This window comes from Vibrio sp. 1249-1 (genome assembly GCF_033340495.1).
Genome location: NZ_JAWOWJ010000012.1, coordinates 87,959 through 109,319 on the forward strand (window position 1 = coordinate 87,959; position 21,361 = coordinate 109,319).

22 protein-coding genes are annotated in these 21,361 nt (G+C 45.3%); 9 read left to right on the forward strand and 13 right to left on the reverse strand.

The window, feature by feature from the left end:
• Nucleotides 1–164 precede the first annotated feature (164 nt).
• Both R7Z50_RS18930 and argR read right to left on the reverse strand, forming a co-directional pair.
• Nucleotides 165–1,133, reverse strand: coding sequence for a TAXI family TRAP transporter solute-binding subunit (locus R7Z50_RS18930; protein WP_005379657.1), 969 nt, complete (start codon nucleotides 1,131–1,133; stop codon nucleotides 165–167).
• 405 nt (nucleotides 1,134–1,538) lie between these two features.
• Complete coding sequence (gene argR, locus R7Z50_RS18935) at nucleotides 1,539–2,009, reverse strand: transcriptional regulator ArgR (RefSeq protein WP_005379659.1); 471 nt, start codon at nucleotides 2,007–2,009, stop codon at nucleotides 1,539–1,541.
• Nucleotides 2,010–2,368: 359 nt separating this feature from the next.
• On the opposite strand from argR, the gene mdh reads away from it, so the two are divergent.
• Nucleotides 2,369–3,304: a malate dehydrogenase gene (gene mdh, locus R7Z50_RS18940; protein WP_005379660.1), complete on the forward strand. Its 936-nt coding sequence runs from the start codon at nucleotides 2,369–2,371 to the stop codon at nucleotides 3,302–3,304.
• 113 nt (nucleotides 3,305–3,417) lie between these two features.
• A complete protein-coding gene (locus R7Z50_RS18945) occupies nucleotides 3,418–3,609 on the forward strand; it encodes a hypothetical protein (protein WP_005379661.1) in 192 nt (63 codons plus the stop codon).
• 93 nt (nucleotides 3,610–3,702) lie between these two features.
• Here R7Z50_RS18945 and ispB read toward each other — a convergent pair whose 3' ends face one another.
• Nucleotides 3,703–4,674 (reverse strand): octaprenyl diphosphate synthase, encoded by a 972-nt coding sequence (gene ispB, locus R7Z50_RS18950; protein WP_047101929.1) that lies wholly within the window; start codon nucleotides 4,672–4,674, stop codon nucleotides 3,703–3,705.
• Nucleotides 4,675–4,930: 256 nt separating this feature from the next.
• Between ispB and rplU the strand changes: the two genes are divergently transcribed.
• From rplU to folA, 6 genes are all read left to right on the forward strand, one after another.
• On the forward strand, nucleotides 4,931–5,242 hold the full coding sequence (gene rplU, locus R7Z50_RS18955) for a 50S ribosomal protein L21 (protein ID WP_005383096.1): 312 nt from the start codon (nucleotides 4,931–4,933) through the stop codon (nucleotides 5,240–5,242).
• Between the two features lie 20 nt (nucleotides 5,243–5,262).
• Complete coding sequence (gene rpmA, locus R7Z50_RS18960) at nucleotides 5,263–5,520, forward strand: 50S ribosomal protein L27 (protein WP_005383095.1); 258 nt, start codon at nucleotides 5,263–5,265, stop codon at nucleotides 5,518–5,520.
• Nucleotides 5,521–5,732: 212 nt separating this feature from the next.
• Nucleotides 5,733–6,908 (forward strand): Obg family GTPase CgtA, encoded by a 1,176-nt coding sequence (gene cgtA / locus R7Z50_RS18965; protein ID WP_005383091.1) that lies wholly within the window; start codon nucleotides 5,733–5,735, stop codon nucleotides 6,906–6,908.
• Nucleotides 6,909–7,103: 195 nt separating this feature from the next.
• Nucleotides 7,104–7,904 carry a threonine/serine exporter family protein gene (locus tag R7Z50_RS18970; RefSeq protein ID WP_065274127.1) on the forward strand — a complete coding sequence of 267 codons (801 nt, stop codon included), beginning with the start codon at nucleotides 7,104–7,106 and terminating at the stop codon, nucleotides 7,902–7,904.
• Entirely contained in the window at nucleotides 7,904–8,377 is a 474-nt protein-coding gene (locus tag R7Z50_RS18975) for a threonine/serine exporter family protein (RefSeq protein WP_005379665.1), read from the forward strand. Before R7Z50_RS18970 ends, R7Z50_RS18975 begins: the two co-directional genes overlap by 1 nt.
• Before the next feature lie 9 nt (nucleotides 8,378–8,386).
• Entirely contained in the window at nucleotides 8,387–8,866 is a 480-nt protein-coding gene (gene folA / locus R7Z50_RS18980; RefSeq protein ID WP_005379666.1) for a type 3 dihydrofolate reductase, read from the forward strand.
• Nucleotides 8,867–9,135: 269 nt separating this feature from the next.
• Here folA and apaH read toward each other — a convergent pair whose 3' ends face one another.
• The 6 genes from apaH to lptD all read right to left on the reverse strand — a co-directional run bounded on the left by apaH (nucleotide 9,136) and on the right by lptD (nucleotide 15,896).
• Nucleotides 9,136–9,942: a bis(5'-nucleosyl)-tetraphosphatase (symmetrical) ApaH gene (apaH, locus tag R7Z50_RS18985; protein ID WP_047101938.1), complete on the reverse strand. Its 807-nt coding sequence runs from the start codon at nucleotides 9,940–9,942 to the stop codon at nucleotides 9,136–9,138.
• Between the two features lie 15 nt (nucleotides 9,943–9,957).
• The gene (apaG, locus tag R7Z50_RS18990; protein WP_005379668.1) at nucleotides 9,958–10,338 is read right to left on the reverse strand and encodes a Co2+/Mg2+ efflux protein ApaG; all 381 of its coding nucleotides are present in this window, start codon (nucleotides 10,336–10,338) and stop codon (nucleotides 9,958–9,960) included.
• A 75-nt stretch (nucleotides 10,339–10,413) separates the two neighbouring features.
• Entirely contained in the window at nucleotides 10,414–11,223 is an 810-nt protein-coding gene (gene rsmA / locus R7Z50_RS18995) for a 16S rRNA (adenine(1518)-N(6)/adenine(1519)-N(6))-dimethyltransferase RsmA (protein WP_005379669.1), read from the reverse strand.
• Nucleotides 11,220–12,218 (reverse strand): 4-hydroxythreonine-4-phosphate dehydrogenase PdxA, encoded by a 999-nt coding sequence (gene pdxA, locus R7Z50_RS19000; RefSeq protein WP_318149203.1) that lies wholly within the window; start codon nucleotides 12,216–12,218, stop codon nucleotides 11,220–11,222. Before pdxA ends, rsmA begins: the two co-directional genes overlap by 4 nt.
• Nucleotides 12,208–13,491 (reverse strand): peptidylprolyl isomerase SurA, encoded by a 1,284-nt coding sequence (surA, locus tag R7Z50_RS19005; RefSeq protein WP_005379672.1) that lies wholly within the window; start codon nucleotides 13,489–13,491, stop codon nucleotides 12,208–12,210. Before surA ends, pdxA begins: the two co-directional genes overlap by 11 nt.
• 59 nt (nucleotides 13,492–13,550) lie before the next feature.
• Complete coding sequence (lptD, locus tag R7Z50_RS19010) at nucleotides 13,551–15,896, reverse strand: LPS assembly protein LptD (RefSeq protein ID WP_262591201.1); 2,346 nt, start codon at nucleotides 15,894–15,896, stop codon at nucleotides 13,551–13,553.
• Between the two features lie 266 nt (nucleotides 15,897–16,162).
• On the opposite strand from lptD, the gene djlA reads away from it, so the two are divergent.
• A complete protein-coding gene (gene djlA, locus R7Z50_RS19015) occupies nucleotides 16,163–17,017 on the forward strand; it encodes a co-chaperone DjlA (protein WP_005383076.1) in 855 nt (284 codons plus the stop codon).
• A 141-nt stretch (nucleotides 17,018–17,158) separates the two neighbouring features.
• Here the strand turns inward: djlA and R7Z50_RS19020 are convergent, their stop codons facing one another.
• The 4 genes from R7Z50_RS19020 to leuB all read right to left on the reverse strand — a co-directional run bounded on the left by R7Z50_RS19020 (nucleotide 17,159) and on the right by leuB (nucleotide 21,293).
• Entirely contained in the window at nucleotides 17,159–17,941 is a 783-nt protein-coding gene (locus tag R7Z50_RS19020) for a DUF547 domain-containing protein (protein ID WP_206970484.1), read from the reverse strand.
• Nucleotides 17,942–18,076: 135 nt separating this feature from the next.
• Complete coding sequence (gene leuD, locus R7Z50_RS19025) at nucleotides 18,077–18,679, reverse strand: 3-isopropylmalate dehydratase small subunit (RefSeq protein ID WP_017633468.1); 603 nt, start codon at nucleotides 18,677–18,679, stop codon at nucleotides 18,077–18,079.
• Between the two features lie 11 nt (nucleotides 18,680–18,690).
• Nucleotides 18,691–20,091, reverse strand: a complete 1,401-nt coding sequence (gene leuC, locus R7Z50_RS19030) for a 3-isopropylmalate dehydratase large subunit (protein WP_005379681.1) — start codon at nucleotides 20,089–20,091, stop codon at nucleotides 18,691–18,693.
• Nucleotides 20,092–20,201: 110 nt separating this feature from the next.
• Nucleotides 20,202–21,293: a 3-isopropylmalate dehydrogenase gene (leuB, locus tag R7Z50_RS19035; RefSeq protein ID WP_005383068.1), complete on the reverse strand. Its 1,092-nt coding sequence runs from the start codon at nucleotides 21,291–21,293 to the stop codon at nucleotides 20,202–20,204.
• Nucleotides 21,294–21,361: the final 68 nt, after the last annotated feature.

Genomic DNA, 21,361 nt, shown 5'->3' on the forward strand with positions numbered 1-21,361 from the left:
TTGTTGGATACTCTGTTAGGCGGCGTTTAAGTTTTCTTGGGTATGAGCTCGCAGTTTTCAGAAGAAAACTGGCGAATGAAGCATACAGTTAGAACGTGCTACAACCTGTATGCTCAAACAGGCAGAAAATATTCTTTCCTGCCTGTATGTAGAGTCTGAGGAAATTACTTAATTAGACCCATTTCTTTGTAGTATTTTTCTGCACCTGGGTGAAGAGGAATAGAAAGACCAGCTTTCACCATGTCTTCTTTCTTCAAGTTTGCGAATGCAGGGTGTAGACGTTTGAAGGTATCAAAGTTTTCAAACACAGCTTTTGCCACGTTGTAAGCGACATCGTCTGAAACATCAGAGGTCGTTACCATTGTTGCTGCAACACCAAAGCTGTTTACGTCTTTGTCTGTACCGCGGTACATACCAGCCGGTACTGAGCTAAAGGCGTAGTATGGGTTGTCGGCAACAATTTTATCGATTTTAGGGCCTGTTGCTGAAACTAGCTTCGCATCACATGATGTGGTTGCTTCTTTGATTGAACCGTTCGGGTGGCCGACCATGTAAATGAAGGCGTCAATTTTGTTATCACAAAGTGCCTGAGAGCGTTCAGAGCCTTTTAGCTCAGACGCCAACTTGAAGCTGTCGTTTGTCCAACCCATCGCTTCCATGACAACGCCCATCGTTGCACGGTCACCAGAGCCTGGATTACCGATGTTTACGCGCTTACCTTTCAGGTCTTCAACGTTTTCAATACCTGAATCTGCACGCGCAATGATGTTGAAAGGTTCTGTATGAAGAGAGAACATTGCGCGTAGCTTCTTGTACGGGCCTTGTTCTTCAAACTTGCTCGTACCGTTGTAGCCGTGGTACTGCCAATCCGATTGCACGATACCAAAATCTAATTCGCCTGCACGGATAGTGTTAACGTTGTAAATTGAGCCACCAGTCGATTCTACTGAACAACGGATGTTGTGGTCTTTACGACCTTTATTTACCAACTTACAGATAGCACCACCAGTTGGGTAGTAAACACCTGTCACAGAGCCAGTACCGATGGTAATAAACTCTTGAGCGTTAACTGCGCCTGCGCCCATTACGGCTGCAGCGATAGCGCCTACTTTGAGAAGTTTGTTAAATGCCATGAATTTCCCTTCCTTATATTCATTATTTACCCGGAAATAACCATAAATCACTTCTGGAGTTTCCTATTTGGAAACGGCACCTTTTTCAATCCAATCGTTTGAAAAAGCGAGCGAATCATAACAAAAAATTGGCAGAAAATTATCCAATTGTTAAATGTTATAGTTGATAAGTCTGAATTTTGTATCAGGGGATAGGATTCAATTTGTGATTTAATTCTTTTTAAAACAATTGCTTAATTAACGTTTAGTGACTGAAATGAAAAAGATCAATTGCGTGATGTTAATCACAAAATGGATGGTTGAAGAATGAGCGGAGTAAGCAAAAAATTTACATAAATTATGGGCTACAAAATGAGACTTCTTTTATAACCCACAATGAGTTAGCTGATTGAAGCTTTATAGAACTTAACCAGTATATTCGAACAGCTCGCACACTGATTTGAAGAGTTGCTCAGTCGTAATTGCCATGGTTGGCGTAATGAAAATGGTATCGTCACCTGCGACAACACCAAGAATACCTTCGGATTTACCGAGTGAATCAAGCAAGCGAGCAATCAACTGTGCTGCACCTGGGCCAGTGTGAATTACCACTAACGCTGCGTTACGATCGATGTCTAGTACTAGTTCACGCAGAGAGCTGCTGACTGTTGGGACACCTAGCTCAGCAGGAAGACAGTAAACCATTTCCATTTTTGCATTGCGCGTACGGACAGCGCCAAATTTAGTCAGCATACGTGAGACTTTAGATTGGTTGATACTCTCAAATCCTTGCTGTTTGAGTGCGTCAACAATCTCGCCCTGTGAGCCAAAGCTTTCTTCTTTTAACAGGGCTTTAAAGGCGCGAACTAAGTTGTCTTGTTTTTCTGAATTGCGCATAGTCATTACAAATCTCTTATTACGGGTCAGCAATTTTGCATATTCTCGCATATATATTCAGGCGGTGCCAAAGAGTCCCAGGATTATGTTAGATGCGTCACTGTAAACTATATACCACATAGAATTCTTTAGCGCGCTGAAGTAGGGCTGTATCTGTTTTCTTGAATTCCTTGTCATTTCAACAGAATAAAAGAATAATCCAAGCCCCATTTGTAGCACGGTAACAGCGAGTTGCGCGAGGTCGCAAAGCTAGCGTTAATTGATTGTAATCAAGTTGTGATTCCGATAGCTTTATTTAAGTTGGTTACAAACTACCCTACGAATACGTTTATAAGAGAAATACTCTCAAGGAGAACTACATGAAAGTAGCCGTTATTGGTGCCGCTGGTGGCATCGGTCAAGCCCTGGCCCTTCTACTTAAGAACCGTCTTCCTGCTGGTTCTGATCTAGCCCTATATGATATTGCTCCAGTAACTCCTGGTGTGGCCGCTGATCTTAGCCACATCCCTACGCCAGTTTCTATCAAAGGTTACGCTGGTGAAGATCCTACTCCAGCACTAGAAGGCGCGGATGTTGTGCTAATTTCTGCTGGTGTTGCGCGTAAGCCAGGTATGGATCGTGCGGATCTATTTAATGTAAACGCTGGTATCGTTAAATCGCTAGCGGAGAAGATTGCGGTTGTTTGTCCGAAAGCTTGTGTTGGTATCATCACAAACCCTGTAAATACAACAGTGCCAATTGCTGCTGAAGTTCTTAAAAAAGCGGGTGTTTATGATAAGCGTCGTCTATTTGGTGTAACAACGTTGGATGTTATCCGTTCAGAAACGTTTGTTGCTGAGCTAAAAGACAAAGATCCAGGTGACGTTCGCGTGCCAGTTATTGGTGGTCACTCTGGCGTAACGATCTTACCTCTACTGTCTCAAGTAGAAGGTGTTGAGTTTACAGCTGAAGAAGTAGAAGCATTAACGAAACGTATTCAAAATGCAGGTACTGAAGTTGTAGAAGCGAAAGCGGGTGGTGGTAGTGCAACACTATCAATGGGCCAAGCTGCATGTCGCTTTGGTCTGTCTCTGGTTCGTGCTCTTCAAGGTGAAGAAGGCGTAGTTGAGTGCGCTTACGTTGAAGGCGACGGCGAACACGCGACTTACTTCGCGCAACCTGTGAAACTGGGTAAAGAAGGCGTTGAAGAAGTACTAAGCTACGGCAAACTCAGCGATTACGAAAAGTCTGCATTAGACGGTATGCTAGAAACACTAAATGGCGACATCAACATTGGTGTTGAATTCGCAAAGTAATCTAGAAAGCCTATATAAGAAAAAAGCCGATCATTTTGATCGGCTTTTTTGATCCTTGATTTCTCAACTTCGTAAAAATGGTCGAATAAAACCACGTAGTGAAGGAGAAGATGATGGAAGCGAGTCGAATCCGTAAAGGCATGGTTGTTGAGTGCCAACAAGGCGTCGGTACGATATTAGTGGTCGACCATGAAGCAGAGACGGTATTGTTGTCCAAACAAGGGACTGAACAGCAGCTCGCCGTTAGCTTTGATGAAATAGAAGATGATCCACAACTGCATGGCGGTAGTGACAGATATTACTAGCGTGTCGGGCGTCGTCATTAGGTATCAAACGTAAAAAAGGAAGAGCATGCTCTTCCTTTTAGCTATAAGCCTTGCGTTATGGGTAGCTATTGATTACTTCGTGCGTTGTACTGCGACATGAGCCAAAGTAACAAGCGCTTGTTTGTATTCAGACTCTGGCAACACTGATAGTTCTGCGATTGCTTTGTCTGCTTCTTCTAGAGCTTTTTGCGTTGTGTACTCCAGAGAGCCTGCTTTTTTCATGACCGCAAGAATTTCTTCTAAGCGATCCATGCCATTCGCTTTCTCAATTGCTTCACGAATCATGATGGCGTTTTCTGGTGTGGTATTACGCATAGCATGGAGTAGAGGTAAAGTTGGCTTGCCTTCGGCCAAGTCATCACCCACATTTTTACCCATGTCTTCGCCATCAGAAGTGTAATCCATGACGTCATCAATGAGCTGAAACGCAGTGCCTAGATACTTACCGTAATTTTGCATTGCGATTTCCACATGCTCAGGAGCATCATTTAAGATTGCACCGATTTGAGTTGCGGATTCAAATAAGCGCGCAGTCTTAGAGTAGATGACTTGCATGTAGCTTTCTTCTGTCGTGTCAGGGTCGTTACAGTTCATCAACTGCTGTACTTCACCTTCGGCGATCACGTTTACGGCATTGCTCATTAGTTTAAGGATCTTCATGGATCCTAGTTCCGTCATCATCTGAAATGAGCGTGTATAGATAAAGTCCCCAACTAATACGCTAGCCGCATTGCCAAATGCTGCATTCGCAGTGGCTTTACCACGGCGCATGTCTGATTCATCTACCACGTCATCATGCAGCAAAGTCGCTGTATGGATGAACTCAATAAACGCAGCTGCCATTGTATGACCATTGCCTTGGTAACCAAGTGCACGGGCTGACAGTATCGCTAAAAGCGGTCTTAGACGTTTGCCTCCACCACTCACGATATAAAAACCGAGCTGGTTGATTAAAGAGACATCAGAATTAAGTTGGGCTTGAATTGTTTCATTCACTTTTGCCATGTCATCGGCAGTAAGCGCTTGGATAGTTTTAAAATCCATCGTATATCCGGCTGAAGTTAGACCCTGCAAGGCTTATTCGATTTATATAATTGTCGAATAATACACTAAAAAACGTTGATTAATACATTACTAAAGGGCATGATTGCCGCACTTTTCTTTGGCGATTAGCTTTTCGCCAATTTTTTCAAAATATGGCTTGTCATAGGAGCATCTATTCTGTAGAATCTGCGCCCTATTGATGATTAGTTTAGCGCACACCCTCAAGAAAGGCTGTGCGGAAAAAGCGGAGTAAAATATGTACGCTGTTTTCCAATCTGGTGGTAAACAACACCGTGTAAGCGAAGGTCAAACTCTTCGTTTAGAGAAATTAGACGTTGAAACTGGTGCAACTGTAGAATTTGATAAAGTTCTTCTTGTTGCTAACGGCGAAGACATCAAAGTTGGTGCTCCTCTTGTAGAGGGCGGCAAAATTGTTGCTGAAGTTGTACAACACGGTCGTGGCGATAAAGTTAAAATCGTTAAGTTCCGTCGTCGTAAGCACTCTCGTAAGCAACAGGGTCACCGTCAGTGGTTCACTGAAGTGAAGATCACTGGTATCAACGCTTAATCTATTAGGAGAGTTTAACAATGGCACACAAAAAAGCTGGTGGTTCTACTCGTAACGGCCGCGATTCAGAAAGCAAACGTCTAGGTGTTAAGCGTTTCGGTGGTGAATCTGTACTTGCAGGTAACATCATCGTTCGTCAACGTGGTACTAAGTTCCACGCTGGTAACAACGTAGGTATCGGTAAAGACCACACTCTATTCGCTCTTACTGAAGGTAAAGTGAAGTTCGAAGTGAAAGGTCCTAAGAACCGTAAGTTTGTAAGCATCGAAGCTGAGTAATTAGGTTTTTAACCAAATTACTTAATAGCTTTAAGCTGAATTCAAAAGCCCTGCCGAATCGGCGGGGTTTTTTATTTGTGGCAGTCGACATATCGAAGTTTCTCGCTAAGATCCTAAGCGATTTGAATCTGGGAGCTTAGATCTGTCATCTGCTAAAATTGTCGGATGACATAGTAAGATTTAATCCACGCACGAAGTAGTCGGAGTAAAAGATGAAGTTCGTAGATGAAGCGGTAGTAAAAGTTCAGGCTGGTGATGGCGGTAGTGGCGTTGTCAGTTTCTGGCGTGAAAAATTCATCACTAAAGGTGGCCCTGATGGCGGTGATGGCGGTGACGGTGGTGATGTTTATATCCAAGCCGATGAAAACCTAAATACCCTGATTGATTACCGTTTCCAGCGCTTCTACGAAGCTGAGCGTGGTGAAAACGGTCGCGGTGGTAACTGTACAGGTAAGCGTGGTAAAGACATCGTTCTTCGTGTACCTGTGGGTACGCGCGCTGTGGATATCCACACAAATGAAATCGTGGCGGAAGTTGCTGAACACGGTAAGAAAGTGATGATCGCAAAAGGCGGTTGGCACGGTCTAGGTAACACGCGTTTCAAATCTTCAGTAAACCGCGCGCCTCGTCAGAGAACATTGGGTACAAAAGGTGAAGTACGCGAAATTCGCCTTGAGCTATTGCTTCTTGCTGATGTGGGTATGCTTGGTCTACCTAATGCCGGTAAATCAACCTTTATCCGCGCAGTATCAGCAGCAAAACCGAAAGTCGCTGATTACCCATTCACGACTTTGATCCCAAGCTTGGGTGTCGTAAGTGTCGTACCAGAGAAAAGTTTTGTTGTTGCAGACATCCCTGGTTTGATCGAGGGTGCAGCAGATGGCGCTGGCCTTGGTATTCGATTCTTGAAGCACTTAGAGCGTTGTCGAGTGTTGCTGCACATGATCGATATTATGCCAATTGATCAGTCCGATCCGGTGCAAAATGCATTGACGATCATTGATGAACTAGAACAATACAGCGAGAAACTGGCAAGTAAGCCGCGCTGGTTAGTGTTCAACAAAGTTGATCTAATGCCTGAAGAAGAAGCGAATGAGAAGATCCAAGAAATCTTAGACGCACTAGGTTGGGAAGACGAGTACTTTAAGATCTCGGCGATCAATCGTAACGGTACTAAAGAGCTTTGTTACAAACTGGCTGACTTTATGGATAACCTACCTCGCGAAGAGGAAGAAGTGGCTGAAGAAGATAAAGTTAACTTCATGTGGGATGATTACCATAAAGATGCGATGGCGGGTAAAGACGTTATCACTGAAGATGACGACGACGATTGGGATGACTGGGACGATGAAGAAGATGACGGTCACGTTGTCTACGTTCGTGACTAATCAGAACGGTCAAACAATGCCTGTTTGCCTATAATTCATTAAGCCGCAATTATCTATTGCGGCTTTTTTTGTATCTAAATCATATTTAGGTGATGTGATTTACGGCACAATAACCGATACGTCGTGTTTTTTGAGGGTTAGTTTGGCCCTCGCGCGTATGAATGAGTAACACCCTAAAAGGAATTAGACTTATTTATGACTCTAGAAACCATACCGCATAGAGAGTTGGCGGTATCTACTCAACGATCGATTTCTCGTCTTGTCGCCCAAGCCGGACAAATGCTACTCGCTCATGGTGCTGAAAGTACTCTTGTGAGCGATATTATGCGTCGTATTGGCCTTGCTTGTGGGGTGAATGAAGTTGCGGTAGCACTATCAGCTAATGCATTGGTTGTGACGACGGTAATGGATGGGCATTGCATCACCACCACCCGAAGCTGCGCTGATCGTGGCATCAATATGCGCGTTATTACGCAAATTCAACGAATCTGTATCATGATGGAACGTGGTTTGCTCGATTCAACCATGGCGCAGAAAAAGCTGAATGCTATCAGTCCAGAGCGTTATAACCGCTGGTTGGTGGTGTTTATGATTGGCTTGTCTTGTGCGGCATTCAGTCATCTTGCTGGTGGTGATTGGGGAGTATTCATCATGACCTTTTTAGCTTCAGCTGGTGGCATGATCGTTCGCCAAGAAATTGGTCATCGTCATTTCAACCCTCTATTGAACTTTGCTGCGACCGCTTTTGTGACTACCTTAATTTCAGCACAGGCGGAAATTTACCAAATCGGTAATCTACCTACCGTAGCAATGGCATCGTCGGTATTAATGCTTGTACCTGGTTTCCCACTCATTAACTCTGTCGCAGATATGTTGAAAGGCCACATTAATATGGGGATTGCTCGATTTGTGATGGCTAGTTTACTAACGTTGGCGACATGTTTGGGGATCGTTGCTGCGATGAGTGTAACTGGAATTTGGGGGTGGGCTATCTAATGAGTTTATTTGATTTGATGTTTGGTCTGTTGAATGACATGTTTTTTGCGGCGATTCCCGCCGTAGGATTTGCATTGGTTTTTAACGTGCCACAAAGAGCTTTAGTGTATTGCGCTGTTGGTGGTGCGATTGGTCATGGTAGCCGCTACTTGATGATGCAGTTTGGCATTCCTATTGAGTGGGCAACCTTTTTTGCCGCGACGTTAGTTGGGATGATTGGTGTGTACTGGTCTCACCGTTTTCTCGCGCATCCAAAAGTGTTTACTGTGGCTGCTTTGATCCCGATGGTGCCGGGTGTGTTTGCGTACAAAGCAATGATCGCTATGGTAGAGATCAATCATGTTGGCTACTCACCCGAGCTTGTCGCAACCTGTATGGAAAACTTTCTTAAGGCCATGTTTATTATTGCAGGTTTAGCTGTTGGTCTTGCGGTTCCAGGGCTGTTATTCTATCGCCGCAGACCAATTGTATAAGGACCTAACATGATCATTAGTATGATTGCCGCGATGGCCGACAATCGCATCATTGGCAAAGACAATCAAATGCCTTGGCATCTTCCCGCCGATTTCGCTTGGTTTAAGCGTTGTACCATGGGAAAACCGGTTGTGATGGGACGCAAAACCTATGAGTCTATTGGTCGCCCTTTACCAGGTCGCTTGAATATTGTTATTAGCCGTGATGAGACACTAAAGATCGAAGGTGTCACTACCGTAACATCGATTGAGCAGGCTCTGGAAGTCGCAGGTGATGTGGAAGAAGTGATGATCATTGGTGGTGGTGCGATTTACACCACTTGTCTGCCTATGGCCAATAAACTGTATGTAACACACATTGAAGCGGCCATTGATGGTGATACTCAGTTCCCAGATTGGGGAGACGAGTTTAAGGAGACTTACTCAGAAATGTATCAAGCCGATGAGAAGAACGCCTATAACATGCGCTTTACTGTGTTAGAAAAGTAATTCGAGATTAACACCGCGTAGTTAATACGGTAATGCCGTTCGTGTAACAGCGAGCGGCCATCCCAACCTACCGTCATCCTGAAAAGCGACGAAAGAGCGAGATTCAGGAGCCTCTATACGAGTACCTTGTTGTCAAAGGTATTTCTATCTATTCGCAGCGCGAGGATATTAGATTCCTAGTCTCGTTAAGGCTCGTTGGAATGACCCTACAGGAAGTGTTAAGTGACAGGTATTCCTCCTACTATGGATTATCGACTGTTATTCAGTGTTTAACTTAACGCATCCTGAGTAAAAATTTTCTTATCTTCCCAACGGATCATGGTTAGGCTTCCGCCCCAAACGCAGCCAGTATCTAGCCCGATGACTTCGTTGTTCATATAGCCTTGTAGTGCAGCCCAGTGCCCAAAGAGCACCGCTTTATTTAAGTGAATACGTTTAGGCACATCAAACCATGGAATAAGTTCGTTACCGGAAACTTGTTGCGGTGGCAATTTACAATCCATATCCAAACGACCATCAGGGAAACAAAAGCGCATCCGCGTAAAAGCATTGATAATATAGCGGTATCGGTCCAAACCCTGTAGAGAGTCATCCCAGGAATCCGGTTGATTGCTGTACATGTTTTTTAATAGCCAAGGCAGCTCTTCACTTTGGATGATGCGCTCAACTTCACGGGCACACTTTCTCGCTGTTTTTAGATTCCACTGCGGTGATATGCCAGCGTGACACATCACGAACTCGTCATGCTCGGCCAATAGAGGTTGCTGAGCTAGCCATGTCAGTAATTCCTCTTTGTCGGGGGCCGTGAAAATAGGTGCGGTTTTATCTTTGTCTTTGACCTTTTTTATCCCGTGAGCCACAGCGAGAAGATGGAGGTCGTGATTACCAAGCACCACGATTGCGCTTGCGCCAAGTGACTTCACAAAGCGTAACGTTTCTAGTGATTTAGGCCCTCTGGCGACCAAATCACCAGCAAGCCAAAGTTGGTCTTTTTTCGCAGAGAAAGATACTTTTTCTAGTAGTCGCTGCAGTTCATCAAAACAGCCTTGGATGTCACCAACAATATAGGTAGCCACTGAATCTCCAATTTACTAATTTAAAACATTTGGAACAGCCAAGCGAAATGGTTCAATTTCGGTGATGAACTCTTGCCCTTTCTCATCCAGCATTTTGTAGTGTCCTTGCATAACGCCGACAGGGGTTTCTAACGCGGTTCCGCTACTGTACGTGTATTCATCATTGCTTGGAATAAAGGGCTGCTGGCCTACCACTCCGTCACCTTCAACCGTCATTTGCTTGCCATTCGAGTCTGTGATTAGCCAGCGGCGGCTCACTAACTGTACGGTTTGTTGGCTAAGGTTTTTGATGGTGATGATATAAGCGAAAACGTAGCGTTGTAGCTCTGGGTTGGACTGTTCTTCGATGTATTTGGTGTGAACTTGAATTTTGATGCAAGGTTGAATGACGTCCATGTGCACTCCTCAGAAACGTAATATCCCAATAATAATAAGCCAAACCTACAAGGGTTTGGCTCATTGTTTGAGTTCTTAGTGCTGCGGGTTATCCGCAAGCCAGTTCGCCATTGCGACGAATTGTTCTAGCGTCAGGTTCTCTGGACGCATGCTTGGATTAACACCTAGCTCTTCTAGTACTTCTGTGCTTAACAACGATTTGTAGCAGTTACGAACTGTTTTACGACGTTGGTTAAAGCCTTCACGACAAACGCGATCGAGCAAACGCAGATCTTTCGCCGGGCATGGCAACTCTTCGTAAGGCACTAAACGAACAACGGCAGAATCCACTTTCGGTGGTGGAACGAATGCCGTTGGCGGTACTTCCAGTACCGGTACCACTTTACAGTAGTACTGAGCCATTACCGTTAAACGGCCGTAAGCTTTGCTGCCAGGGCCGGCGGCTAAGCGGTTTACCACTTCTTTTTGCAGCATAAAGTGCATGTCTTGAATGTCTTTATGGAACTCGAAAAGGTGGAACATCAATGGTGTAGAGATGTTGTACGGTAAGTTACCAAAAATGCGCAGCTTGTTGTTTGGCTTCACTAGTTGAGTGAAGTCAAAACGCATAGCGTCACCCTCATGGATGGTCAACTTATCTGCCAGTTCAGGGTGAGTACGTAGGCGTTCCGCCAGATCGCGGTCTAATTCGATAACTGTGAACTTATCTACTTCACGACCTACTGGCTCAGTGATTGCACCAAGACCAGGACCGATTTCAACCAGGTTTTGACCTGGTTTTGGGTTAATCGCTGATACGATTCCATCAATAATGTATGGATCGTTCAGGAAGTTTTGACCAAAACGTTTACGCGCTTTGTGTCCTAAATGGACATCATTTCTCATTGTTTCTTCTCTACCAAATCTATCGCATGCGTGAGCGCTGTTCGGAAACTCCCTGTATCCGCTTGACCTGTCCCTGCCAGATCTAATGCAGTACCGTGGTCCACCGATGTTCTAATAAAAGGTAGACCAAGAGTAATATTTACTGAACGACCAAAGCCTTTGTATTTTAATACTGGCAATACTTGATCATGGTACATGCCTAAAACAGCATCAGCATCATTTAAATATTTTTCATTGAAAATGGTATCAGCCGGCAGAGGGCCGATCAGGTTGATACCTTTTTCTTGTCGAATTTTTTCCAGTGTTGGAGTGATGGTTTCGATCTCTTCACGACCTAAGCAGCCATCTTCGCCAGCATGAGGGTTAAGCCCGCAAACGTAGATGTTTGGTTGTGCGATAGCAAACTTTTCTACAAGGTCTTTATGAAGAATATCGATGATTTTTTCTAATCGCTCTTCGGTGACAGCTTTGGACGCATAAGCTAAAGGAATATGTGTTGTAACCAGCGCCACGCGTAGTCCTTCCGTTGCTAGCATCATTACGACTAGCGGCGTTTGTGACTTCTCGGCGAAAAATTCAGTATGACCACTGAATGCAACACCTGCGCGATTAATCACCCCCTTATGAACAGGGCCGGTGACAATAGCATCAAATTCATCATTCATACAGCCTAAAGCCGCTCTTTCTAGCGTTTTTAGTACATAGTGGCCATTCGCTTCATTGAGCTCGCCTGCGACCGCAGGTTCCGATATTTGGATATGGTCAACGATAAGCGTGCCCGCTTTTTGTGCTTTAGGTGCTTCTTCTGGATTGTAATCAGACAGTTGGACTTCGATGCCAAGCTGCTTGGCTCGCTCCGTCAGCATATTCTTATCGGCACAGACGACAATTTGGTGCGCCCAATCTTCTTTCGATAGGGCAAGCACTAAGTCTGGGCCGATACCCGCAGGTTCCCCTGCGGTTACGACAATTCTACGAATTGTATTAGTTGTCATTGTTGTCATCCACGATTTCAACAAACGCACTTGCGCGTAGCTCTTGCATCCATGCGCCCGCTTCTTCATTAAATTTACGGTTAAATAGAATACGGTAAGCTTTGTTCTTCATCGCTGAGTCAGTACGGTCAACTTGGCGACGATCCAACACTTCAACGATATGCCAGCCGTGAACGGTTTTGAACGGTTCGCTGATTGAGCCAACTGGCAGAGTTTCTACTTGGTGCTTGAATTCTGGCACGTAAAGATCTGGTGTTTGATAACCTAGTTCACCGTCTTGTGCTGCCGAGCCAGGATCTTGACTGTATTGTGTTGCCAATTGAGCGAACGTTGCTTCACCGGCTTTGATGCGGCGTACAAATTCATTCAGTTGCTTCTTCGCCCCTTCGTCGCTCAGAATCACGGTTGGTTTAATCAAAATATGACGCGCATTTACTTCCGTTACCGCAACCGTTTCTAGGCCTTTGACATCCTCTATTTTTAGGATGTGGAAACCAACGCCACTACGGAATGGACCAATAATGCTGCCTTTGTTTTGCATCTTGATCTGATCAGCAAAGATGGTTGGCATCTCTTCTTTACGCATCCAGCCCCAATCACCACCTTGTAAAGCTTTAGGACCTTTAGAGTAGGTGTAGGCCATCTCCGTAAAATCTGCACCTTCGTTTAGCTTTTTCGCGAGCGCTTTAGCTTCTGCTTCTACAGCAGATTTTTCTTTATCGTCAGAGAAGCGCAGTTGAATGTGTCCAATTTTGTATTGAACAGTTGCATTGGTTTCTTGTGATAGTTGCTCAGCAAGGCTATCGACCTCTGCTGGAAGGATATTAATACGGCGACGAACCAGTGCATTGCGAGCTTCTGATGCGGCGATTTCCTTACGAATTTGTTCGCGGAATTCTGGGTAGCTTAAACCTTCACTTTCTACAGAAGCAGCGAGTTGTTCTACCGATTGCTCATTATTACGTGCGATCTCTGCAATCGCTTGGTTTAAACGGTTGTCGTCAATACGCACACCAATACGGTCTGCTTCTTGGCCTTGCAACGTATCAATGATAAGTTTTTCAACGACTTGTTCTTTTAACACGCTGGTAGAAGGTAAGCTCTTTCCACTTTGACGAGCGTTGGCTTGCAGCGTTTTCATCGCTGTTTCGATGTCGCTTTGTAGAACTACACCGTCGTTCACGATGACCGCAACCTTATCGATCTCTACTGGTGCTGCAACCGCTCCGCAAGAGAGTAGGGTCGTGAATAAGATTGATTTCCAAATTTTCATTTAAAATTCCGTCAGTATTTTTGAATAGGCGTCTTATTCATTTAAGACGCCTATTTTGATTAATTGTTCAGATAGAATGGGCGGCCGTACTTAATCGCGTTGTCAGAACCATCCAGTTCTTTGACAGCAGTGTCTTCACGCTGGTTGGTCGCAAAGCCTTGAATACCGAAGTTAACGCTGAAGTTATTTTCGTATTCAGGTGATGCCCCGGTGCTGCCGATAGCTTGGTCTTCCCAACCAAGCAATTGGTTTGAGTAAGTGACGCCAATGTACCAACAGTCAGATTGGTAACGTAGGCTCGCTAACCATTCTAGGTCCGCATTTTCATTGAGGTCGTAGTAGTATTGACCACTCGCAGACCAGTTCGGGTTGAACTCGTAGGCCGCTACAATACCTGCTTGAGAAATACCTTTACGAGTAATTGTGTCTAGGTTTTCGAGAATGATCGTATCTTCGATGTATTCACGCGTAACGTAGCGATAGTTACCCTGAATAAAGCCGCCGTTGAATTGGTATTCCAAGGTACTGTTTGCCAACTGCATGGAGCTCAAATCAATATCGTATTGAATTCCACCGTGATAGAACAAGTAATCGTTGTAGTTGAAATCAGCTTCAATCGCCCATGATGAGTAATTGGTGGTCTCATCCGGAAGATTTGGACTATTGCTCAGTTTGGTCTTTTTATCGAAGTAGTAAATCTGACCAAATGAAACGTTAAGACGCTCTTTATAGTCATCATCAAAGAAGCGAGTACTCGCACCGTAGCTTAACTGGTTCGCCGAGGCGATTTTATCAATGCCACTGTACTTACGACTGCGGAATAGCCCGTAGTAGTCGGTTTGTAGCAAGGTGGTATCGTAGTTGTAGATGTTGGTCTGATCTTCTTCAGGTACGTACAAGTACTGTAGCTGAGGCTCCAGTGTTTGTGTGTAGCCCTTGATCCAGCTTGTATCTCGCTCTAAGTAAAGTTGCGCATGCGTACGGAACTCAGGAATAACACGAGAAACTTCATCATCCAACTGGTTTTGCAAGTTTACATCTGTCAAACCCGTTAAGTCTTGAGAGTAATACGTAGAGAGCACACGCGCTTCTGTTGTCCACGTTGCCCATGAGTTTGAGAGTGGTAATGTAAGCCCTGGTTCAATGTGAACACGGGTCGCATTTGGTCGCGCAGCATCGCTGGTATCGAAGCGGCTCACTTGGCTCTTCACGTCAAAGTTAAGGTAGTCTCCCCACAATGGCGTGTAGTAGTTCAAGTCTAACTGAGGAAGCAGGCGATAAGGGCGGTTCTCTTCTTTCAATAAGATTTGGAAGTCACGAACGGTTAACGAAGCATCCCAGAAATCAGAACGATATTGTACTTGTCCTTCTTGAACCAGTTGACCATCTTCACGGTTACCAATATCGGAGTCGAGATCGAGGAAGTAATCAATATCACTCACTTTTGAGTAATCGACTTTGACTATCCACTGTTTATTGATGATACCGTCGTGTTTAACTTGGTAGCCCCAACGAGACTCGTCCTGATATTTGCGATCACTATTGAGGTATTCGCCTTTGATTTCCCCATTTCCCCAACCATCTGTTAGGTAGCGGAAATCAGTATCGAGTTTTGTACCACGTTGCTGCATATAGAGCGTGGTGAGTGTCATGTCATATTGAGGCGCGATGTTCCAATAGAATGGCACCTCGACTTCCATACCATCACTAGAACCGTACGATAAAGAAGGGAAGAGGAAACCCGTTTTACGCGTATCTCCAATTGGCATGGTTAGATACGGCACATAGAAAACAGGCACATCTAACACTTCAAATCGAGGGTGGTGCAGCGTCGCTGTCTCTTCATCTTGGTCAACATCGATGCCTGACGCAACCAATCGCCATGAATTATCGCCTTGAGGGCACGATGTGATAGAGCCGTCTTCGAGTTCATAAACCGACTGACCTGTGCGAGCGATATAGGCTGCAGTGCCTCGGCCTTGTTGGCAAAGGAACTGATAATCGGTGTTCTCAAGTGAAAACGTATCTTGATTAATGTCGTTAGTAACACGATCAGATCGAGCTTTGACTTGGCCGTCATTGAAAGTCACGTTGCCTTCGGCAACCACGACGTTGTCTTGTTGGTGCAGCGTTACGCTATCTGCGGTAATTTTCTTCTGGCCTTGGGTGACTTGTACATTACCTGAGTACTGAGCTTTGTCACCATTGATGGCTTGCAGGGTGTCAGCTTCTACCACTACTGGGGTATTAAGAGCGTCCTCCTCGCCACTTGTATCGACCAAACATTGATCTGTGGCGGGCATTTCCTGCACACTATCATGGATATTCGCTTCAGCTTGAGTGGTGGGTACAAACAAGGCGGTGCTGATAGAGGCCGCTAAACATGTGCGGGAGAAATGTTGCATTGAATTGAACTTTCCTGTGTCACTACTACTCGATGGCTATAGGGCTTGTTGTACCCTAGCGTAATAGCCAAATGAATCAACTATAGTCGCATTTATCCCAGCGTATTGATTCACTGTGGCATAATGACGACAAAATAGCTGCAAAGATAAGCAGGCGAAATGGCCTAGCCGAAATAAAACTAATTCCATTATCATAAAGGAAATCGTTGCATCCGGCACTATAAGACCGCCGTCGTCGATAAAAATTCATTGATAGAGAACACATAATGCATATTTTTGGCAAAATTCTGGGTGCCTTTTTTGGCTTGTTACTTGGCGGGCCGCTAGGTTTACTCTTTGGCTTATTTATTGGCCATCAATTCGATAAAGCACGTCGCTTGAGTCAAGCCGGGTTCTCTACTGGCGGCTTTGGAAAAGGGCCAAGTCAAGCTCAGCGCCAAGAAGAGTTTTTTAAAGCGGCGTTTGCGGTAATGGGACATGTGGCAAAAGCGAAAGGCCAAGTCACCAAAGAGGAAATCCAACTGGCTTCTGCCATGATGGACCGCATGAATTTGCATGGCGAACAGCGTCGCGCAGCGCAAGACGCGTTTCGTGAAGGTAAAGACAGCGACTTTCCGTTAGAAGATGTTCTTGTTCGTGTGAAAATTTCGACAGCTGGTCGCTTTGACTTGTTGCAATTTTTCTTAGAGCTGCAAATCTCGGCGGCCTTTGCAGATGGCTCGATCCACCCGAGTGAACGAAATGTACTACACAAGATTGCACGTGGTTTGGGTTTCTCTTCTGAGCAATTAGAGCGTCGTTTGCAAATGCAAGAAGCCGCATTTCGTTTCCAAAGCCAGGGCGGTTTTCATGGTCAGCATCAAGGCCAATCTTCAGGTGGTAGCTGGCAACAAGCTTCACAAGCGGATCAGTTGGCCGACGCGTACAAAATTCTGGATGTGTCTTCAGATGCCGACAGTAAAACCGTTAAGCGTGCTTATCGTAAACTGATGAACGAGCATCACCCGGACAAATTGATGGCTAAAGGTTTACCACCAGAGATGATGAACGTCGCGAAAGAGAAATCTCAAGAGATTCAAAACGCTTACGATCTGATTAAGAAAGTCAAAGGCTTCAAGTAGTCGGACGTTTTCTATCAGGTATTGGATTTAAAAAAGGGCACAGAGTGCCCTTTTTTTCATGTCTTAGTCTTTGAGTTGCCGGTGTCTTTAGCTTTTGGCCTATCATGATCCTAACGCTAATTGACCTCAAATCTCCGCAGTTTAGTTGGCTTGATTCAAGTCCCAATCGTATTCGTATTTCACTTTACCAGAGAAATTTTTGTATTGCGGTGCGTACTTTGCGATGTGGTTGAAGACTTGTTTTTCTCCACCAAAGTCCGTTGCAAACCAATCATAAATAGAAGACAACTGTGCCGTGTTACCTTGGATAGATACGCCTTTGCTGCTGTTAATAAATGTTTTAGCGGCACTATCCAGTAGAACTTGCGTGTTGTCAGCAGTGAATGCTTGAGACTGCAGATTAGGGCATCCCAAGCTGGCACAGTTAACCGCGTAATGTGTTCTCGGGTCATTCCAAATTGGACGTAAAATGCGATGTTCAATATCGTTTAAAGTCAGATCCTTCCCGTTGACCACGACCACATCATCCCCCCAAGGGCCAAAGCTAAATAGCCCACCCAGTTTGGTAATCGATTCGACAGGATAGTTATCTAGGATTAAGTCTACAGTGATGGCATTGTAAAGGTTTACCCAGTAGGCGTATTGCTCCGCTTGGTTGTATTGTCGAGGATCGAGTTTTGCCAAACGTTGGATGTATTGTTTCAGCTTAGTTTTATCGGCTGAGGTGACTTGGCTGTAACGAAATAAGGTATTCTCGCCTTGTTCAACTAAATAAGCATCGAGCAATTGCTGCCAATCTTGATGAGAGATTTGACTTTGATTGGCTTGATTCGATTGTTTCCAATACGGCCATAAGTCGGATTTAGGTGCGGCAAATGTCGAGAAAGAAACGAGCGCACATAAGAGTAATAACAGACGTTTCATAGAGATACCTTTGGGTCAAAACCTTATTGATATTGTAGACCTGCATAAGGCGAAGTTTCTTTCTTGAGGCAATGAAAATAAAAGAAAAAAGGTTGGCATAAGCCAACCTTTTGTTTGTTTAAATTACGATTTTAATTAGCTTAAGAAGCTTGGGATATTCGCTTCGTACTCGGCAATCTTATCTTCGTGTTGAAGGGTTAGGCCAATGTTGTCCAAACCGTTTAGCAAGCAATGACGACGGAACGAATCGATTTCAAAGCTGTACTCTTTGCCGTTGGCGCGAACCACATTCGCTTCTAGGTCGACCTCGACTTCTGCACCTTCATTCGCCTCAACAAAATGGAAGATTTCATCCACTTCTTGCTCAGTCAAGCGAACTGGTACCATTTGGTTGTTGATCGAGTTGCCGTAAAAAATATCGGCAAAGCTTGGAGCGATCATCGCTTTGATGCCGTAATCCGCTAGTGCCCACGGTGCGTGCTCACGAGATGAGCCACAGCCGAAGTTCTCACGAGCCAGCAAGATAGATGCGCCTTGGTAGCGAGGTGCGTTCATCACGAACTCTGGATTTGGCTGTTCGCCAGCATCGTCTAGGAAGCGCCAGTCATGGAATAGGTGCTTACCAAACCCTAGGCGGGAGACCTTTTGTAGGAACTGCTTTGGAATGATGGCATCAGTATCAACGTTCGCTGCATCTAGAGGAACAACTAAGCCTGTGTGTTGTTTAAAGCCAGACATTGGTTTGCTCCTTAGTCTAGTTCACGAATATCTACAAAGTGACCAGCAATTGCTGCTGCCGCTGCCATCGCAGGGCTCACTAGGTGGGTACGGCCATCACGACCTTGGCGGCCTTCAAAGTTACGGTTTGAAGTAGACGCACAACGTTCATGTGGACCCAAACGGTCATTGTTCATTGCTAGACACATCGAGCAACCTGGTAGGCGCCACTCAAAGCCCGCTTCTTTAAAGATAACGTCCAAGCCTTCCGCTTCTGCTTGCGCTTTTACTTGCTCAGAGCCAGGAACGATTAGCGCTTGAACGTGAGGCGCGACTTTGCGACCTTTCGCTACTTCAGCGGCTGCGCGCATGTCTTCGATACGTGAGTTAGTACAAGAACCAACGAAGACTTTATCGACGTTGTAATCAGACAATGACTTGCCTGCCTCTAGGCCCATGTAAGCCAATGCTTTTTCTGCCGATGCTTTTTCTACTGGGTCGGCAAAGCTTTCTGGTGCTGGGATAGGTTGATCTACCGCGATAACTTGGCCTGGGTTAGTTCCCCAAGTGACTTGTGGTTTGATATCCGCTGCGTTTAGTGTCACGACTGCATCAAACTGAGCATCATCGTCCGTTTTTAATGTCTTCCAGTACTCTACTGCTGCATCAAAATCCGCACCTTGAGGTGAGAATTTACGGCCTTTGATGTATTCGAACGTGGTTTCATCTGGCGCAATCAAACCGGCTTTCGCTCCTAGCTCAATCGCCATGTTACATACGGTCATGCGGCCTTCCATTGAAAGGTCTGTGATCGCTTCACCGCAGAATTCAACTACGTAACCTGTACCGCCAGCAGCTGTGGTTTCACCGATGATGGCTAGCACGATATCTTTAGCCGTGATACCCGGAGCCACTTTGCCTTTTACTTCGATCTTCATCGTTTTAGCGCGCGCTTGTTTTAGCGTTTGAGTTGCTAATACGTGCTCAACTTCAGATGTACCAATACCAAAAGCGAGAGAACCGAACGCACCGTGTGTAGCCGTGTGTGAGTCACCACAAACAATGGTCATGCCCGGTAGGGTAATACCAAGCTCTGGGCCCATAACATGCACAATACCTTGGTATTTGTGGTTGATGTCGTAAAGCGTAACGCCAAACTCTTCACAGTTTTTCGATAGCGTTTCCATCTGGATACGAGCCATCTCACCCGATGCGTTGATGTCTTTGGTGGTTGTCGAAACGTTGTGGTCCATGGTGGCAAAAGTTTTGCTGACCTGACGCACTTTACGACCTTTTTCACGCAAGCCGTCAAATGCTTGCGGAGACGTCACTTCATGTACCAAGTGACGGTCGATGTACAAGATTGGGTTTTCCCCTTCTGCTGCGACGGCAACGTGTGCGTCGTAGACTTTTTCGTATAATGTTTTGCCCATTGTTTGCTTCCTTTCCTCGTTATCCTTGTTGCTTTGTTTTAGCACCAATGACTTAGAGGTAAGTCATTGGTGGATAGAGGATTTAGTATTTATTATGAATCTGTTTTGTATTAAGAGTTTAAGATGTACTCAGCGATCTTATCGCCCATCTCAGACGTCGAAAGTGCAGGGTTGTCACCAGCAAGGTCACCCGTTAGCTCACCCGCTGATAGTGCTTTTGAAACTGCCGTTTCGATGTCTTGTGCCGCTGTTTCCTCACCTAGGCTATAACGCAGCATCAGTGCAGCAGATAGGATTTGTGCCACAGGGTTAGCGATGTTCTTACCTGCGATATCTGGTGCACTGCCGCCTGCTGGCTCGTACAGACCGAATTTGCTTTCGTTTAGACTTGCTGATGGCAACATACCCATAGAGCCTGTGATCATCGCGCATTCATCAGAAATGATGTCGCCGAAGATGTTTGAACACAGCATTACGTCGAACTGAGCAGGGTCTTTGATAAGCTGCATAGTCGCGTTATCAATGTACATGTGTGACAACTCGACATCTGGGTAGTCTTTTGCGATTTCTTCGACTACTTCACGCCATAAGATAGAGCTTTGTAGAACGTTCGCTTTGTCGATAGAGCACACTTTCTTGCGACGTAGACGAGCAGACTCAAAAGCGATTTTTGCAATACGTTCGATCTCAAAGCGGTGGTACACCTCAGTATCAAATGCTTTTTCTGTTGCGCCTTCACCTTCACGACCTTTCGGTTGGCCGAAGTAGATACCACCCGTCAGTTCACGGACTACCACGATGTCAAAGCCGCGACCCGAGATGTCTGCACGTAGCGGTGAGAAAGCTTCAAGACCTGAGTGAATTTGCGCTGGACGTAAGTTACAGAACAGTTGGAAGTGTTTGCGTAGTGGAAGTAGGGCACCGCGTTCAGGTTGGTCGTTTGGTGGTAAGTGCTCCCACTTAGGGCCGCCAACCGAGCCGAATAGGACTGCATCAGACTCTTCACATGCTTTTATTGTGCTCTCTGGAAGTGGACAACCGTGATTGTCGATCGCGATACCACCTACATCATGCTCGTCACGCTCAAACGCAATACCATGTTTCTTTTCGATTGCATCCAATACTTTATGTGCCTGCGCCATTACTTCCGGGCCAATGCCGTCACCGGGTAGGACGGCAATTTTGTACGATTTGTCTGTCATGTTAATCCTTTAAGTTTTCTAATTTTGAGCTTAATTATTTCAACGAGCGTGTTCTTTCCTGAGCCGTG